General features: G+C 66.0%; 21 protein-coding genes. 9 read left to right on the top strand and 12 right to left on the bottom strand.

Annotated features, from left to right (window positions below; translation table 11 throughout):
* The first annotated feature begins 5 nt into the window (after positions 1 to 5).
* Together J2X45_RS01090 and J2X45_RS01085 are read left to right on the top strand one after the other, a co-directional pair.
* Positions 6 to 248: a type II toxin-antitoxin system CcdA family antitoxin gene (locus tag J2X45_RS01090; protein ID WP_310210114.1), complete on the top strand. Its 243-nt coding sequence runs from the start codon at positions 6 to 8 to the stop codon at positions 246 to 248.
* Entirely contained in the window at positions 249 to 557 is a 309-nt protein-coding gene (locus tag J2X45_RS01085) for a CcdB family protein (RefSeq protein WP_310210111.1), read from the top strand.
* On the opposite strand, the gene J2X45_RS01080 is transcribed toward J2X45_RS01085, so the two are convergent.
* The 3 genes from J2X45_RS01080 to J2X45_RS01070 all read right to left on the bottom strand — a co-directional run bounded on the left by J2X45_RS01080 (position 558) and on the right by J2X45_RS01070 (position 2646).
* A complete protein-coding gene (locus tag J2X45_RS01080) occupies positions 558 to 956 on the bottom strand; it encodes a YccF domain-containing protein (protein WP_310210108.1) in 399 nt (132 codons plus the stop codon). It lies immediately after the preceding gene.
* An 88-nt stretch (positions 957 to 1044) separates the two neighbouring features.
* On the bottom strand, positions 1045 to 1635 hold the full coding sequence (locus J2X45_RS01075; RefSeq protein WP_310210104.1) for a hypothetical protein: 591 nt from the start codon (positions 1633 to 1635) through the stop codon (positions 1045 to 1047).
* A complete protein-coding gene (locus tag J2X45_RS01070) occupies positions 1636 to 2646 on the bottom strand; it encodes a polyprenyl synthetase family protein (protein WP_310212055.1) in 1011 nt (336 codons plus the stop codon).
* 98 nt (positions 2647 to 2744) lie between these two features.
* Between J2X45_RS01070 and J2X45_RS01065 the strand changes: the two genes are divergently transcribed.
* Complete coding sequence (locus tag J2X45_RS01065; protein WP_310210100.1) at positions 2745 to 3488, top strand: tRNA1(Val) (adenine(37)-N6)-methyltransferase; 744 nt, start codon at positions 2745 to 2747, stop codon at positions 3486 to 3488.
* Here J2X45_RS01065 and J2X45_RS01060 read toward each other — a convergent pair whose 3' ends face one another.
* Complete coding sequence (locus tag J2X45_RS01060) at positions 3489 to 3866, bottom strand: cytochrome c (RefSeq protein WP_310210096.1); 378 nt, start codon at positions 3864 to 3866, stop codon at positions 3489 to 3491.
* A 76-nt stretch (positions 3867 to 3942) separates the two neighbouring features.
* Entirely contained in the window at positions 3943 to 4503 is a 561-nt protein-coding gene (locus J2X45_RS01055; RefSeq protein WP_310210093.1) for a nucleoside 2-deoxyribosyltransferase, read from the bottom strand.
* A 68-nt stretch (positions 4504 to 4571) separates the two neighbouring features.
* Between J2X45_RS01055 and J2X45_RS01050 the strand changes: the two genes are divergently transcribed.
* A complete protein-coding gene (locus J2X45_RS01050; protein ID WP_310210089.1) occupies positions 4572 to 5369 on the top strand; it encodes a CAP domain-containing protein in 798 nt (265 codons plus the stop codon).
* A gap of 2 nt (positions 5370 to 5371) precedes the next feature.
* Here J2X45_RS01050 and J2X45_RS01045 read toward each other — a convergent pair whose 3' ends face one another.
* The 5 genes from J2X45_RS01045 to J2X45_RS01025 all read right to left on the bottom strand — a co-directional run bounded on the left by J2X45_RS01045 (position 5372) and on the right by J2X45_RS01025 (position 9239).
* Positions 5372 to 5950, bottom strand: a complete 579-nt coding sequence (locus J2X45_RS01045) for a YceI family protein (protein ID WP_310210086.1) — start codon at positions 5948 to 5950, stop codon at positions 5372 to 5374.
* Between the two features lie 101 nt (positions 5951 to 6051).
* Positions 6052 to 6528 (bottom strand): SRPBCC family protein, encoded by a 477-nt coding sequence (locus J2X45_RS01040; RefSeq protein ID WP_310210083.1) that lies wholly within the window; start codon positions 6526 to 6528, stop codon positions 6052 to 6054.
* Positions 6512 to 6871 carry a metalloregulator ArsR/SmtB family transcription factor gene (locus tag J2X45_RS01035; protein ID WP_310210080.1) on the bottom strand — a complete coding sequence of 120 codons (360 nt, stop codon included), beginning with the start codon at positions 6869 to 6871 and terminating at the stop codon, positions 6512 to 6514. The genes J2X45_RS01040 and J2X45_RS01035 overlap by 17 nt, the downstream gene beginning before the upstream one ends.
* 101 nt (positions 6872 to 6972) lie before the next feature.
* Complete coding sequence (ilvC, locus tag J2X45_RS01030; protein WP_310210077.1) at positions 6973 to 8034, bottom strand: ketol-acid reductoisomerase; 1062 nt, start codon at positions 8032 to 8034, stop codon at positions 6973 to 6975.
* A 239-nt stretch (positions 8035 to 8273) separates the two neighbouring features.
* On the bottom strand, positions 8274 to 9239 hold the full coding sequence (locus J2X45_RS01025; protein WP_310210074.1) for an RcnB family protein: 966 nt from the start codon (positions 9237 to 9239) through the stop codon (positions 8274 to 8276).
* Positions 9240 to 9333: 94 nt separating this feature from the next.
* Between J2X45_RS01025 and J2X45_RS01020 the strand changes: the two genes are divergently transcribed.
* The 4 genes from J2X45_RS01020 to J2X45_RS01005 all read left to right on the top strand — a co-directional run bounded on the left by J2X45_RS01020 (position 9334) and on the right by J2X45_RS01005 (position 11766).
* Positions 9334 to 9894 carry a DUF924 family protein gene (locus tag J2X45_RS01020; protein ID WP_310210071.1) on the top strand — a complete coding sequence of 187 codons (561 nt, stop codon included), beginning with the start codon at positions 9334 to 9336 and terminating at the stop codon, positions 9892 to 9894.
* A 142-nt stretch (positions 9895 to 10036) separates the two neighbouring features.
* On the top strand, positions 10037 to 10879 hold the full coding sequence (locus J2X45_RS01015) for a thymidylate synthase (protein ID WP_310210068.1): 843 nt from the start codon (positions 10037 to 10039) through the stop codon (positions 10877 to 10879).
* A 39-nt stretch (positions 10880 to 10918) separates the two neighbouring features.
* On the top strand, positions 10919 to 11143 hold the full coding sequence (locus J2X45_RS01010) for a DUF2188 domain-containing protein (protein ID WP_310210065.1): 225 nt from the start codon (positions 10919 to 10921) through the stop codon (positions 11141 to 11143).
* A gap of 8 nt (positions 11144 to 11151) precedes the next feature.
* The gene (locus tag J2X45_RS01005) at positions 11152 to 11766 is read left to right on the top strand and encodes a hypothetical protein (protein WP_310210062.1); all 615 of its coding nucleotides are present in this window, start codon (positions 11152 to 11154) and stop codon (positions 11764 to 11766) included.
* Positions 11767 to 11768: 2 nt separating this feature from the next.
* Here J2X45_RS01005 and J2X45_RS01000 read toward each other — a convergent pair whose 3' ends face one another.
* Complete coding sequence (locus tag J2X45_RS01000) at positions 11769 to 12791, bottom strand: medium chain dehydrogenase/reductase family protein (protein ID WP_310210059.1); 1023 nt, start codon at positions 12789 to 12791, stop codon at positions 11769 to 11771.
* Between the two features lie 102 nt (positions 12792 to 12893).
* Between J2X45_RS01000 and J2X45_RS00995 the strand changes: the two genes are divergently transcribed.
* The gene (locus tag J2X45_RS00995; protein ID WP_310210056.1) at positions 12894 to 13409 is read left to right on the top strand and encodes a dihydrofolate reductase; all 516 of its coding nucleotides are present in this window, start codon (positions 12894 to 12896) and stop codon (positions 13407 to 13409) included.
* A 41-nt stretch (positions 13410 to 13450) separates the two neighbouring features.
* On the opposite strand, the gene J2X45_RS00990 is transcribed toward J2X45_RS00995, so the two are convergent.
* Complete coding sequence (locus J2X45_RS00990) at positions 13451 to 13924, bottom strand: hypothetical protein (protein WP_310210053.1); 474 nt, start codon at positions 13922 to 13924, stop codon at positions 13451 to 13453.
* Positions 13925 to 14028 lie beyond the last annotated feature (104 nt).

The following is a 14028-nucleotide window of genomic DNA, read 5'->3' as shown; positions in this document are numbered from 1 at the left end:
GTCCTATGGACGTCCCGGACCTCGACCAAGGCATTGACCCAGAACTGCTAGCCCAGGCTGAGCGGCTCGGGATCTCGGTCGTCGGTATGAGCGAGACACGACTGCGCCTGCATCTCCAGAAGGTCGATCCCGCGGGCGGCGAGGAACGCGCGCGGCGCTGGGCGGAAGAAAACGCGGAAGCGATCAGGGAGCATAACGAGCGTATCGCACAACGTGGTCTGATTTCGGACCATTTCAGGCGTTGGTAATTGCGCCAGTTCGATGCCTATCAGAACCCATCCGCTGAAGCTCGCAGCCTAGCCCCCTACCTCGTTGTTATCTCCTCGCATCACCTGCGAGGGCTATCCGAAGTCATTGTCGCGCCCGCCGTGAAGAACGCGACCCGTTTGGTCTGCGAACTGGAGATTGAGGTCGAGATCCAAGGGGAGCCGCTGGCTCTGCTTATCAGCGAGCTCTTTAGCCTGACAGCGACCACCTTGCGTCGCCGCGCCTGCAGCCTCGCTCAGCACGAAGACGCAATCCGCCGCGCGCTGGAGAGACTGTTCACCGGCTTCTAGCTACCGCTTGACCACCGCAACGCCGATCGGGGCCAGGGCGATGCGGGCCAACTGCAGGTCCTTGATGGCGAAGGGGATGCCGATGATGGTGATCGCCTCGGCCACCGCCACCAGCAGGTGGCTCAGCGCCAGCCACCAGCCGGCGAGCAAGAACCAGATCACGTTCAGCAGCGCCCCGATCGGGCCGGTGCCGATGTCCTCCTGACCCGTCACGATCTGGCGACTGACGATCTCCTTGCCGAACGGCCAGAAGGCGAAGCCGGCGATGCGCCAGGCAGCGCCAGCGTAGGGCAGACCCACGATGGTGATCGCCAGGATGACGCCGGCCAGCAGCCAGCCAAGACCCGTCAGCAAGCCGCCGAAGATGAGCCAGAGAACATTCAGGATGAAGCGGATCATGTGCTGCCCCAAGGAGAGATCCTAGAGGTGGCCGCACACGACCCTTCTGTGAAGGGCTTTCCGTGCGGATTACGCCGAATTCACCGGCCTACTTCAGAAGCTGCCAGCGGCGCGCCCAACGGCTCCGGCCCACGGGAGCCAGGGCCAGCAGGTAAATTCCCGCATAGACGACCGATCCGGCGATGATCAGCGCCCATGACCAGGGTCCCGGCATCTGGAGGGTCGGCGCGGTCGTCACCCAGTCGTGCCGCGGCGAGTTGAACTCCAGCCACAGCCCGCCCACCCAGAGCACGGAGAACAGGGTCACCACAGGATAGCGCAGCGCCGGATGGCGCTGGATCAGCAGGAAGGTCTGGATCAGGGCCATCGCGACAAACGCGGCGACGCCGCCAAGCCAGGGTTGCCAGGGCCCGCTCAGGAAGCGGGCGACCCGCAGGCCCGCCCAGCCCGGCGCCCAAAGCACAGGGCCCAGCAGCAGCAGCCCGCAGAGCGTCACCAGCAAGACCCCAAGCCCGCCGCCGATCACCTTGCCGGCTGCTTCCCCCGCCTCATGCGGGCGGATGTTGGGATCCCCGGCCGGGTTCTCGGGCGAGGTCGCGATGACGGTTTGCAGGCGTGGCGCCTTCTCACCTGGCTTCAGCGGCGGAAGTCCGCCCAGCATGGACTTCCGGCTGGACATCTAGGCGCGGCGGCTGACCGCAAAGTCGGCCAGCTCCTCCAGCGCCTCGCGCCAGTCGTTGGCCGGGAACATCGCCAGCGAGGCCTTGGCCTTATCGGCGTAGTCGGCGGCCAGGTCCAGGGTCGCATCCAGCGCGCCCGAGCCGATGATCAGCTCACGCGCGCGGCGGAAGTCGGCCTCGGTCTGTTCGCGACGACCGATGGCGCGTTCCCAGAACTCGGCCTCGCGCGGGCCCGAACGGGCGATGGCCAGTAGCAGCGGCAGCGTGGCCTTGCCTTCCCGGAAGTCGTCGCCGGCGTTCTTGCCCAGAGTCTCGGTCGCGCCGCCATAGTCCAGGGCGTCGTCGGCCAGCTGGAACGCCAAGCCGAGGTTGAGACCGTAGTCTCGCAACGCCTGGGACTTCGCAGCGTCGACGCCCGCCGAAACCGCGCCAGCCTCCGAAGCGGCGGCGAACAGCTCAGCCGTCTTGGCCTGGATGATCTCGAGATAAACAGCCTGCGACAGGTTCAGGTCGTGGCTGCGCATCAGCTGCAGGACCTCGCCCTCGGCGATGACGCGGCTGGCGCGGGCCAGGATCTCCAGCGCCTTCATCGAGTTGGTCTCGACCATCAGCTCAAAGGCGCGCGCGAACAGGAAGTCGCCGACCAGCACGCTCTGGGCGCCGCCCCAGATCAGGTGTGCGGCGACCTTGCCGCGACGCAGCTGGCTGCCGTCGACGACGTCGTCATGCAGCAGGGTGGCGGTGTGGATGAACTCGACGGCGGCGGCGAGCTTCTGGAAATGGTCGTTGTCGGCGCCGGCCAGCCGGGCGGCGGCGACGGTCATCAGCGGACGCAGGCGTTTGCCGCCAGCGGCGATCAGATGCTCGGCCAAGGCGGGGATGATCGCCACATCGCTCTGCATGCGATCGGTGATCAGACGGTTGACGCCCGCCATGTCGGCCTCGGCGAGGCGCACGAGACGATCCACCGATCCCGACTTCCGGGGCAGGGTCGCTGCGGCTGCGTCCAAAACCATGCTCTCCTTAAAGCGGCCCCCCACGAACCATTGCGAGGGACAATGGTGGCGGGATAGGTCAGGGTCAAGGCGAGCACAAGGCCTGACGAGCATTGAACGACTTAGGTGTGACCGAGGATCGGGTTCTGGGCGGCCGGGTACGGCTCCGTCAGGCGCCGGATGGATACCGGCCCGGCATGGACGCCGCGCTGCTGGCGGCGACCTGCGACGCGATGCCGGGCCAACGGGTGCTCGAGCCCGGCTGCGGAGTCGGAGGCGCCCTGTTGGCGGCGGCGACTCGCCGACCGGACGCGCTGTTCCAGGGCGTCGAACGCGACGACGCCGCCGCCTTGCTGGCCGGCGAGAACGTTTCCCTGAACGGCTTGGCGGCGCGCGTGCGCGTGATGAAGGGCGACGTCGAGGCGGGCTTCCGCGCTCTGAATCTGCCGGTCTTCGACGCCGTGATGGCCAATCCGCCCTATTTCGACGACCCCAACGCCCTGCGTGCGCCCTCGCCCGCTAAGAGCGGAGCCTGGATGGCGGACGGCGGTTTGGCGGCCTGGACGGGGTTCTGCTTGAAGGCGGTGCGCGAGGGCGGGAGCATCACCATGATCCATCGCGCCGATCGGCTAGCCGACATTCTGGCCTTGCTGGCGCCGAAGGCGGGCTCCTTCCGGATCCGTCCCGTAGCCCCGTTCGTCGATGCGCCGGCCAAGCGCGTGATCGTGCGCGCGATCAAGACCGGCAGGGCGCCGTTAGTGCTTCTGCCGCCGCTCGTCATGCACGATCGCGACGGGGGAAAGCACACCGTCGAGGCCGAAGCCATTCTACGCGGCGAGACGAACCTGCCCTGGTAGTTAGGGACGCGGCTCGCTGGGCGGGGTTGTGACCGCCCCAGCCCGCGTCTGGATCGATTTCAGATAGGCCACGATCGCCGTCACGTCTTCGGGCGGAAAGGTCCACTCGGGCATCGGGCCATGCCCCACGGTCAAACCCTCGGCCAGCCCTTCCGCCAGGGCCTCGACGTCGTATCGCTCCTGTAGTTGGCGAAAGCGGGGCGCCGTCGGGTTCGGGCTGTCGCCGCTTGTCTCCACCGCATGACAGGCGGCGCAGTTTCGCGTCACGATCGTCTTGCCTCGGGCCACCGGATCCTGATCCGGCGCGGCGGCGCTGGCGGTCGCCATGGCCAGCATGGCACCCAAAACCAAGGCGCTGCGCAGCTTCCCGATTGTCATGGTCGTCCCTCCAGCCCGTGCGGCCAAGATGCGGCCCCTAAACAGGCTCACCTTGACCCAACTCAAGTCAAACGCGCTATTCCGCGTAGAGGGCCAGCGCCTCCAGGCACAGCTCCAGGCCCGTGAGGTCTCGCAACGGATCGTCGGTGACGATCACGAACAGACGCCTCGCCTCGCCCCAAAGCATCACGGTCTCCGGCAGGCCATGATCCTCGATCATGCATCCCTCAGCGTCCCGCCAGACCCGATTCTCATCCAAGGTCGCGCCAAGGTCCGCATCGACACGAGCGATGTACTCCGCGCGCAACTCGCTGGTCACGTTCATGTAGGCGAACGTCGGCTTGCCAAGTCCCGCCAGCACGCCGGCCTCGAACACCGTCGCAGTGTCCGCCGTAGGCCCCCGGAATGGGGTGAGATTGATCACCCCGGCGTCGGCTTGGCGCAATTGCGCCATGCGCTCGGCGTAGAACTGTCTAGCCTCCAGTTCGTCGCCGGTATCGCCGACAGGCATGCGGGCGGGGACCAGGGCCTCGAGCCCGGCCTCCAGGCAAAGCGCCCGCTGGCGCGAGGCCTGGATGTCGAAATCGGGGAGCCAGGCGTCGGGACCAGCCAGCCACAGGGAACGAACAGGTTTCATGGCCCTTAGGTCTGGTCGCGAGGGGCGGGTGTCAATGCTGGGCCTGACGTTAGGCCGTTGGAGATCGAATGCGGACGATCGCGCGTAGAAGCTTGCTGACCGCCGGCCTGACCTTGGCCGCCTTCCCGGCCCTCGCGGCGCCGGCCGCGCCCTGGATAGCCTACGAGCGCCGCTTGCGCACATTGTTGTCGGATCCCCCCGGCGGTGACTTCGATCCCGCGTTTGAAGAGACCCTGCTCGACCTCAACAACCTCTATCGCCGCCGCCAGGGCCCTGCGGCCTTGGCCTGGGACGAGGGGCTGCGTCTGGCCGCCCGCGCGCACGCGGCCGACATCGCGATGACGGGCGTGTTCGAGCACGTCACCCGCGAAGGATTCTCGCCGGCAGGTCGCGTCGGCCTGTTCGCGCGCGATCTGGTCGGCGCGCCGGGCGAGAACATCGCCATGCGCCGCAACGCCGCCAGCGCCGTCACCTACGATCAGATCATGAACCAGTGGAAGACCAGCCCCGGCCACCGCGCCAATCTCCTGGCGCCGGGCTTCACCCATGTCGGCTATGGCGTCTTTCGCCAGGGCCCCCGCGTCATCGCCGTCGGCGCTTACGCAGAGGTCAGCGCGCGCCTGGCCGGCCCCGCGCCGCTGCGCGTGCGGTCAACCGACGAGATCGCCCGCGCTTTGTCCTTTGCGACGCCGGCGATCCGCCAGTTCTCGGTATCGGAGCCCGGCGGCGAAGTGCTGACCGCGACCTATCTGGAAGACCGCGCGGCCGCAGCCCTCAAACCTGGGGCCTGGCAGCTGCGCCCGCATCTGTCGACCGGCGAGCGCCGCTACCAGGTCGCCTGGGGCCCTGTGTTTGTCCTGGGCTAGCCCTACTGGGCCACCGCCAAGGCCTCGATACGGATATTCACCGCATCGCCGATCGCGCCGGCGCCGATCGTGTGGCCAAAGGCCTTTCGGCTGATCTGGCCGGTGATGGTGAAGCCGGCCTGCTTCTTCTGATTGTTGCCGACGCCCATCTTGTTCAGCTTTACGTCCAGGGTGACGGGCTGGGTCACGCCCATCACGGTCATGTCGCCGGTGACCTTGGCGGTCGTGTCGCCCGTCTTCTCAACCTTGGTCGACTTGAAGGTCATGGTCGGGTTCTTGGCGGCGTTCAGCCAGCGCTCGGCCTTCAGATGTTCATCACGCGCGGTGTTGGCGGTGAGAATGCTGCCGACCGCAACGGTCGCCTCGACACGCGACTTCTCGGGCGCGGCCTCGTCCAGCCAGATCGTCCCTTCTGACTGGGCGAACAGGCCCAGGATAGACGTGAAGCCCATCCGGTCGATCGAGAAGAAGGTCTCGGTGTGCGACGAGTCCAGCTTGTAGGCGACTTCTTCGGCGAAGGCCGGGACGGCGGCGACCGACAGGACGGCGCCGGCGATCATGGCGGCGAGCAGGCGTTTCATGGAGCGTCTCCTTCGTCATTCCCGAGCGGGACAGGCCGGGACCTTCCCGTGCGACGCGGAACCGCGCAACCCACAAACGCCCGCCCTCTCCCCTGTCGATCTCAGGCCACCAGTTCCGGCAGAAGCTCATCCAGTTGCTCGAACTGGACCGGCAGACCTGCGGCGGAACCCTGGAGGGCCTCATCGCAGGCCTCCTTGCTGGGATAGAGTTCGCTGAGCGTCAGCAACGTCTTGCCGGCCCGATCCTCGAACGTCACCGTCGTCACGGTGATCTCGCCGCTCTCTTCATTGGTCCAGACGATCCGCGAGGGCGGCGTCACGTCCGTGTACTTGCCGTAGAACGCCATGGCGTTGGCCGCGTCGAGCCCAAACTCCAGGCGATAGCCGCCACCGGTGCGGACATCCATCTCGCAGGCTCGCAGAGGCACGCCCAACGCCTTGGGAACCCACCAACGCTGAAAGAGCTCGGCCTTGGACCAGGCCTCGAAGACGATCTCAACCGGGGCCTCGAACAGGCGGGTCACCACCAGTTCGCATTCCGACCTGCGCTCGACCACGGTTTTATTCTTGCCGGCCATTCAAGTCGCCCTTCTGCTTCAAATCCTCGACGATCTCGTCCAGCGCGTCGAACCGCAGCGCCCAGCGCTGGCGATATCGTTCGATCCACGCCGCTTCTGCTTCCAGCCCGCCGTCCTGCAGACGGCAGAGCCTGACGCGCCCAACCTTTCGGGTGGTCACCAAGCCCGCTTCCTCGAGGAGCGTGACGTGCTTCTTCATGCCCGTGAGGGTCATGCCGAACCGCTCGGCCAGATCCGTGATCGAGGCCTCTCCGCGCCCCAGATGCTCCAGCACGCCCCGCCGCGTCGGATCCGACAGGGCGGCGAAGGAAACATCGAGACGGGCGGTAAATTGCTGAACCATTTAGTTCAGTATGCACGCGGACGGATCCTGTGCAACCCACAAACAAAAAGCCCCCGGCCTGGGAGGACCGGGGGCTTCGTGGGATCTTCTGGGAAAGAAGCTTAGTTCTTGGCCTGGTCGACCAGCTTGTTCTTGGCGATCCAGGGCATCATGCCGCGCAGGCGAGCGCCGACCTCTTCGATCTGGTGCTCGGCCGAGCGACGACGCGTGGCCTTGAAGCTGGGCTGGCCCACGGCGTTCTCCAGCATGAAGTCGCGGACGAACTTGCCCGACTGGATGTCTTCCAGCACGCGCTTCATCTCGGCCTTGGTTTCCGGCGTGATGATGCGCGGACCCGTCACGTACTCGCCGTACTCGGCCGTGTTTGAGATCGAGTAGTTCATGTTGGCGATGCCGCCTTCGTACATGAGGTCCACGATCAGCTTCAGCTCGTGCAGGCACTCGAAATAGGCCATTTCCGGCGCGTAGCCGGCTTCAACCAGGGTTTCGAAGCCGGCGCGCACCAGTTCGACCGTGCCGCCGCAGAGGACGGCCTGCTCGCCGAACAGGTCGGTTTCGCACTCTTCGCGGAAGTTGGTCTCGATGATGCCCGAGCGGCCGCCACCGATGGCCGAGGCGTAGGCCAGGCCCAGATCCAGGGCGTTGCCCGTGGCGTTGTGGTGCACCGCGATCAGGCAGGGCACGCCGCCGCCCTTCTGGTACTCGCCGCGCACGGTGTGCCCCGGGCCCTTCGGCGCGACCATCAGCACGTCGATGGTGTCCTTGGGCTCGATCAGGCCGAAGTGGACGTTCAGGCCGTGGGCGAACAGCAGGGCCGCGCCGTCACGGATGTTGGGGGCGATCTCGTTCTTGTAGATCGCGGCCTGATGCTCGTCGGGCGCCAGGATCATGATCAGGTCGGCCCAGGCGGCGGCTTCGGCCACGGTCATGACCTTCAGGCCTTCGCCTTCGGCCTTCTTGGCGGTCGGCGAACCGGCGCGCAGCGCGACGGCTACGTTCTTGATGCCCGAGTCCCGAAGGTTGAGCGCGTGGGCATGGCCCTGGCTGCCATAGCCTACGATGGCGATCTTCCGGTCCAGGATGCGGGCCAGATCAGCGTCGCGGTCGTAGTAGACGCGCATGTTTTTTCTCCAAGACTGGTCAATCGAGGCCGCTCGGCGCAACAGCAAAGCGACAAAGGCCGGGCGTTTGAGCGTTTTTTTGCCGTTTCGTCAAGGCGAAGCCGACATAACGCAGAAATGCGAGAGCCTTCGAGACCCCTTTTACGCGCTCCCGAAGACCCGCGCTATGCGGCGCCGCACGCAGCGCTCTTTCGCAAACGCGAAAATTGCGGCCGCGAGACCGGCCAAATGAAAAGGGGCGGAAGCTCTCGCCTCCGCCCCAAGTCACCAGTGATCCGCTATCACCAGAACAGGTCGTAGTAGACGCTGAGGATCTGACCGCTCCAAACGTCGACCAGCAGAGCGTTGTCGCCGACCCGGATCCATTCGCACCCGATCGGCGGCCGCGGCAGGTCGTAACGCCAGGAGTCCAGATAGTAGGACGGCGTGTACCAGCCGTACGGCAGGTAGTCGCCAAACGACCAGGCTCGGGCGTACCAGCCGCTGGGATAGCGATAGGCCGGGGCGCGGTAGCGCTGAACCGACCGGAAGCTCGGACGATAGTAGCCACGATCATAGTGCTGACGCCCCCGATCGCGGTCACGATACTGGCCATAGCCTGGGCGACGGTCGTCGCGGTCCCAACCGCCGCGATCCCACCCGCCGCGATTGTCCCAGCGGTTGTTGTCACGCCCCCGATGGTCGTCACGGTCACGGCCGCGATCCTGACCGCGGTTTTCGTTCCGGTCTCCGCGATACTCTCCGCGACCATTGTTGTCGCGGTTCCAGCCGCTGCCGCCGCGAGTGTTGTCGTCGCCACGGTTCCAGCCGCTGCTCCCGCCATTGCCGACGGGCGCCTGCGGTTGGGGTTGAGGTTGGGGTTGAGGTTGGGGTTGAGGTTGGGGTTGAGGACGATCACCGCCACGGTTCCAGCCGCCGCTTCCGTCCGGCCGACCGCCGCGATCGCCGCGCTCTCCACGATCAACGCGATCACCACGATTCCAACCGCCGCCGCCCTGGTCCTGCTGCTGGACTTGCGGCTGCGGGCGGTCGCCACCCCGGTTCCAGCCGCCCTGCCCCCCGCGTTCGCCCCCACGCTCTCCACCGGGCCGACCGCCGCGATCACCTCGATCGCCGCGCGGACCGCCGTCGCGCTGCTCGCGCTGGGCTTGCTGCTGTTGGGCGACCACCGCCCCGGCGGCGCCGGCCTCGGCGGCCGCACCTCCGATCAGCGAGAGCATCATCGCGGTCGTGATCAGACGTTTCATTTCCTGCTCCGAAGGGCCTTGAAGCGCGGCCCGGGCTTGTCCCTTGATAGCAGCATCGGACTCGCCGGATGAACCGAGCTTGAACGGAGCCAGGATGAGCGCGCACCCCAACGATATCGTCGGCTTCTGGCGCAACGCCGGCCCCAACAAGTGGTTCGCCAAGGACCCGGCGTTCGACGCCGCGATCGCTCTGAAATTCGAGCAGACCCACTATCGCGCCTCGATGCGCAAGTACGACGCTTGGAACCAGACGCCGGAAGGCGCCCTGGCCTTGCTGATCCTCCTCGATCAGTTCCCGCGCAACATGTACCGCGGCACGCCGCACGCCTTCGCCACCGACCCGCTGGCGCGGATGTTCGCTCGCGAGGCCATCGCCGCCGGCCATGACCAGGATCCCGTCCTGCCCCTGGAGCTCCGGCGATTCTTCTACCTGCCGTTTGAGCACTCGGAGTCGCTGGTCGACCAGGAGTTCAGCGTCCAGCTGTTCGCCACGTTACAGGCAGACACAGGCGACGAAGAGTCGATGAAGTATGCGCTTATCCATCGCGACATCATCGCCCGCTTCGGTCGCTTCCCACACCGGAACCCCAGCCTGGGCCGCGAGACCACCGAGGCCGAGCAGGCATTCCTCGACGAAGGCGGCTTCGCGGGTTAGCCACACCAGCTGTTAACGAATCAACAATCACTGTGGAACGATCGCGGCAGCGTGGGGGTCAGCAATGTATGATGCCGAGGCGCAGATCGCGCGCGCGACGCTTTCAGGGCAAACCGAGACACCCCCTTCTACTGGTGTCTCGATGAACGCCATCCTCCCGATCCAAGCCCCCAAAGCTGACGCTGACCACCCTGAGCGGCAGTACCTGAACCTGCTAGCCGACATCCTGGACAACGGCGTCCAGCGCGGCGATCGCACGGGCACGGGAACGCTGGGCGTGTTCGGCCGCCAGATCCGCTTTGATCTGGCCAAGGGCTTTCCGGTCCTGACGACCAAGAAGCTGCATCTGCGCTCGATCATCATCGAGCTGCTGTGGTTCCTGAAGGGCGACACCAACATCGCCTATCTCAAGGACAACGGCGTGCGCATCTGGGACGAGTGGGCCGACGAGAACGGCGACCTCGGGCCCGTCTACGGAAAGCAGTGGCGCTCCTGGGCCACGCCCGACGGCCGGGTGATCGACCAGATCTCGGCCCTGGTCGAGAACCTCAAGACCAATCCGAACAGCCGCCGCCATATCGTGACCGCCTGGAATCCGGCCGATGTCGACGACATGGCCCTGCCGCCCTGCCACTGTCTGTTCCAGTTCTTCGTCGCGGATGGAAAACTGAGCTGCCAGCTCTATCAGCGCAGCGCCGATGTCTTCCTGGGCGTGCCGTTCAACATCGCCAGCTACGCTCTGCTGACCCTGATGGTCGCCAAGGTGGTGGGTCTGCAGCCCGGTGAGTTCGTCCATACCTTCGGCGACGCCCACCTCTATCTGAACCACCTCGACCAGGCCCGCGAGCAGCTCACCCGCGAGCCGTTCGACTTCCCCACGATGAAGATCGCCGACAAGCGCGATCTCTTCGGCTTCGCGTACGAGGACTTCACGCTGGAGGGCTACCAGGCCCACCCGCACATCAAGGCCGAGGTTTCGGTTTGACTTGGGTAGCGCTATATTAGGTTGTCCAAGGAGAGGCCAATGTCCAAAGGGCAGCATGTTGTACCGGCGATCCGGGGTGGCTGGAGCGTAAGAGCCACCGGGGCGGCGCGCGCCTCCAAGACCTTTCCCACCCAAGAGGCGGCAATTAAGCATGGGAAGGCGCTCGCCCAGAAGGAAGGCGCGGAGCTTTATATCCATCGGACTGACGGTACTATTCGGTCACGAAACAGTTACGGCAACGATCCCTTTCCGCCAAAGGGTTGAGCCGCTCTATGGCCTTTGAGCGTAGCGTCTTCATAAATTGCCCTTTTGATGACGCCTACAAGCCGCTGCTCAGGGCCATTCTGTTCTGCATTTATTATCTGGGCCTCGAGCCTCGCATCGCCGTCGAGCGGCTGGATGGGTCCGAGCCACGCATCGAAAAAATCATAGAGCTGATCGAAGCTTCGAAGTTCGCCATCCACGACTTGTCGCGAATTCGCGCCGAACGTGCTGGAGAACTATTCAGACTGAACATGCCCCTTGAGCTGGGCCTGGATATCGGCTGCAAGCGGTTCAGGGGGCCGCCGTGGTCAGATAAGCGCTGCTTGATCTTGGAGACGGAACGCTACCGCTATCAGGCGGCGATTTCGGACCTATCTAATTCGGACATCGAGGCCCACGCCGACGACCCAGCGGAAGCTCTAACCGTCGTTCGAAACTGGCTAAACACAGAGTGTAAGCTGGATGCTGAGGGCCCCTCATACATATGGGGGCGTTTCACCGATTTCATTGCCGAAACTGACGACGTGCTTGTAGCTCGCGGCTACTCAAGGCGCGATATCGACCGGCTACCAATGGTCGAGTGGATGACGCGGATGTCCGTTTGGGATGGCATGGGGAAATAGCCCTAAGGCTTCAACACGATCTTCCCCGCCAGCTTGGCCGACTGCAGCAGGGCCTGAGCCTCGCCGGTCTCGCTGAGCGGAAAGACCTTGGCGATCTTTGGCTGGATCGCGCCGTCGGCGATCAAGCCCAACACCTTGGCCAGATCCTCGCGATAGGGCCCGGGCCGCGCATTGCGCCACGACGTGACGTTGTAGCCGACAACGCCCCGGCTGCCGCTGAACAGCTTCAGCGCCGAGAGCCGATCGGCCAGCAGCATCTTGATCATGGCTGCGGGACGCGCCTTGCCGCCCTTGGTGGCGTCATAGCCGCCGTAGAGGACCGCCGTGCCGCCATCGCGCAACGCGGCCATCGAGGCGGCCTTCAGGTGCGGACCGCCCACATGGTCAAACGCCGCGACCACGCCGCCGCCCGAGATGGCCAGCGTTCGCTCAGCGACGGCTTCGGTGCGGTAGTCGACGTGGACGCCCCCCTTGGCCTCGACCTCGGCCTTCTTGCCCGCTGAGGCCGTTCCGATAGCCCGGACGCCTGACAGGCGGGCGAGTTCCAGAAGGAGGCCACCCACGCCCCCGGCCGCGCCGTGGACCAGGACCCACTCGCCAGGCGCGGGGGGAGCGACGCGGTGAAACATCTGCCAGGCCGTCAGCCCGTTCAGCACGCCCGCGACCAAGGCCTCAGCCGGCGCCGCCTCGGGCGCGGCCACCAGGTAGCGCGCCTCGATATTGCGGCGCGTGGCGTAGGAGCCCGTCACCGTCAAGGCGGCGACGCGCTGGCCAACCTCGAAGCCCTGAACATCGGGGCCCAGCGCCTCAATCCGGCCGACGAAGTCATAGCCCGGCGTAACCGGGGCCTTCACGCCCGGATAGAGACCCGTGCGCATGACGATATCGGCGAAGGCGACCCCGGCGGCCTCGATCGCTACCCGCGCTTCGCCGGGACCGGGTGGCGGCAGGGCGACCTCGCGCCCCTTCAGCACCTCGACGCCGCCCGTCCGGGCCATGTGCATCTCGAACGCCGTTCCAGACATCGCGCCTCTCCCCGATCCTTGCTCTTAGACGCGCAGAGTTATCGACGTTCAGTTTGGGATCAAGGCATGGCGTACAGAAGCAACGCTCGCTAATCAGGAGGCATGAGCATGCCCACCCTCGCCATTGTCGTCGCCCGCGCCGCCAATGGGGTGATCGGTCGCGACGGCGACCTGCCCTGGCGCCTGAAGTCGGACCTGGCCCTGTTCAAGGCCAACACCCTGTTCAAGCCCATCATCATGGGCCGCAAGACCTGGGACAGCCTGCCCCGCAAGCCGCTGCCCGGTCGCACCAACATCGTTCTCTCCCGCGACCAGAGCTTCGAGCCCGCGGGCGCGGTGGCCTGCGAGACCTGGATGGAGGCGGTCGAGATCGCGCGCGAACAGGCCGCCGACGACGGCGCTGACGAGGTCTGCGTGATCGGCGGCAGCGCCCTGTTCGAACTGGCGCTGCCCAAGGCCAAGCGCCTCTACCTCACCGAGGTGGCCGCCGAGGTCGAGGGCGACGTACGCTTCCCCGCGTTTGACGAGAGCCACTGGACCGAAGTCCGGCGCGAGGAGCATCCCGCCGGCGAAGGCGATGACTACGCCTTCGTCTTCAGGGTGCTGGAGCGGCGCTAGAGCCTCGCGCGCCGAAACCGTCCCCGTTTCGGCGTCACGCTCTAGTTCGACGCGGGAGCCAACGCGAGCGGGCGCGGCTTGCGCTCGAGGTTGGCCAGTTTGCGGCTCTTGAGAACCTCGCCGGTGCACGGACGGAAGACAACCTCGACCTCGCCGCCCTTACCAGGCTCAGGCAAGGTGTAGCCGGCCGGCCCGATGCGGTGCGCGGTGACGACCACATTGTCGCGGTCATCCCGGCTCCATCCGGTGCGGAACTGAACGGCGGTGTCCCGGTAGCGCTTGCGCAGGGTGCGATCGAACGCCTTGTGGATGGCCGCGTCGAGCACTGGCTTCCACTCGGCGTCCTTCATGGCCGGGCAACTGGGGCGCGTCGGCATCGCCACCGCCTTCCGGGCCGGCTTCGGCGGCTTGGGAGCCGAGATCATGGCGGGCTTGTGCGGCAGGAACGGAACCTTCATTCCACACCCGGCCACCACAAGACCCATCGCCGCCGCGGCCAAAACGGAAGAGCGCATCCCAGAATCCCTTACACGCAAGTCTGACCCCGACTCACCGCGAATAAGCACGCGGCGCAAGTCACCCTGGCCAGATTCAAACGCGCGTTTATAGTCTCAGCCAT

Origin of the sequence: Caulobacter sp. BE264, from assembly GCF_031457805.1 — a bacterium.
Classification (GTDB): domain Bacteria; phylum Pseudomonadota; class Alphaproteobacteria; order Caulobacterales; family Caulobacteraceae; genus Caulobacter.
This window is presented reverse-complemented; position numbering and strand designations above follow the sequence as displayed.

What these genes read in the sequence shown, in the direction of transcription:
- J2X45_RS01090 (WP_310210114.1), top strand. Translation starts at nt 6, where the DNA reads ATGGACGTCCCGGACCTCGACCAAGGCATTGACCCAGAACTGCTAGCC.
- J2X45_RS01080 (WP_310210108.1), bottom strand. Translation starts at nt 956, where the DNA reads ATGATCCGCTTCATCCTGAATGTTCTCTGGCTCATCTTCGGCGGCTTG.
- J2X45_RS01075 (WP_310210104.1), bottom strand. Translation starts at nt 1,635, where the DNA reads ATGTCCAGCCGGAAGTCCATGCTGGGCGGACTTCCGCCGCTGAAGCCA.
- J2X45_RS01060 (WP_310210096.1), bottom strand. Translation starts at nt 3,866, where the DNA reads ATGACAATCGGGAAGCTGCGCAGCGCCTTGGTTTTGGGTGCCATGCTG.
- J2X45_RS01055 (WP_310210093.1), bottom strand. Translation starts at nt 4,503, where the DNA reads ATGAAACCTGTTCGTTCCCTGTGGCTGGCTGGTCCCGACGCCTGGCTC.
- J2X45_RS01050 (WP_310210089.1), top strand. Translation starts at nt 4,572, where the DNA reads ATGCGGACGATCGCGCGTAGAAGCTTGCTGACCGCCGGCCTGACCTTG.
- J2X45_RS01045 (WP_310210086.1), bottom strand. Translation starts at nt 5,950, where the DNA reads ATGAAACGCCTGCTCGCCGCCATGATCGCCGGCGCCGTCCTGTCGGTC.
- J2X45_RS01040 (WP_310210083.1), bottom strand. Translation starts at nt 6,528, where the DNA reads ATGGCCGGCAAGAATAAAACCGTGGTCGAGCGCAGGTCGGAATGCGAA.
- J2X45_RS01035 (WP_310210080.1), bottom strand. Translation starts at nt 6,871, where the DNA reads ATGGTTCAGCAATTTACCGCCCGTCTCGATGTTTCCTTCGCCGCCCTG.
- J2X45_RS01025 (WP_310210074.1), bottom strand. Translation starts at nt 9,239, where the DNA reads ATGAAACGTCTGATCACGACCGCGATGATGCTCTCGCTGATCGGAGGT.
- J2X45_RS01020 (WP_310210071.1), top strand. Translation starts at nt 9,334, where the DNA reads ATGAGCGCGCACCCCAACGATATCGTCGGCTTCTGGCGCAACGCCGGC.
- J2X45_RS01015 (WP_310210068.1), top strand. Translation starts at nt 10,037, where the DNA reads ATGAACGCCATCCTCCCGATCCAAGCCCCCAAAGCTGACGCTGACCAC.
- J2X45_RS01010 (WP_310210065.1), top strand. Translation starts at nt 10,919, where the DNA reads ATGTCCAAAGGGCAGCATGTTGTACCGGCGATCCGGGGTGGCTGGAGC.
- J2X45_RS01005 (WP_310210062.1), top strand. Translation starts at nt 11,152, where the DNA reads ATGGCCTTTGAGCGTAGCGTCTTCATAAATTGCCCTTTTGATGACGCC.
- J2X45_RS01000 (WP_310210059.1), bottom strand. Translation starts at nt 12,791, where the DNA reads ATGTCTGGAACGGCGTTCGAGATGCACATGGCCCGGACGGGCGGCGTC.
- J2X45_RS00995 (WP_310210056.1), top strand. Translation starts at nt 12,894, where the DNA reads ATGAGCATGCCCACCCTCGCCATTGTCGTCGCCCGCGCCGCCAATGGG.
- J2X45_RS00990 (WP_310210053.1), bottom strand. Translation starts at nt 13,924, where the DNA reads ATGCGCTCTTCCGTTTTGGCCGCGGCGGCGATGGGTCTTGTGGTGGCC.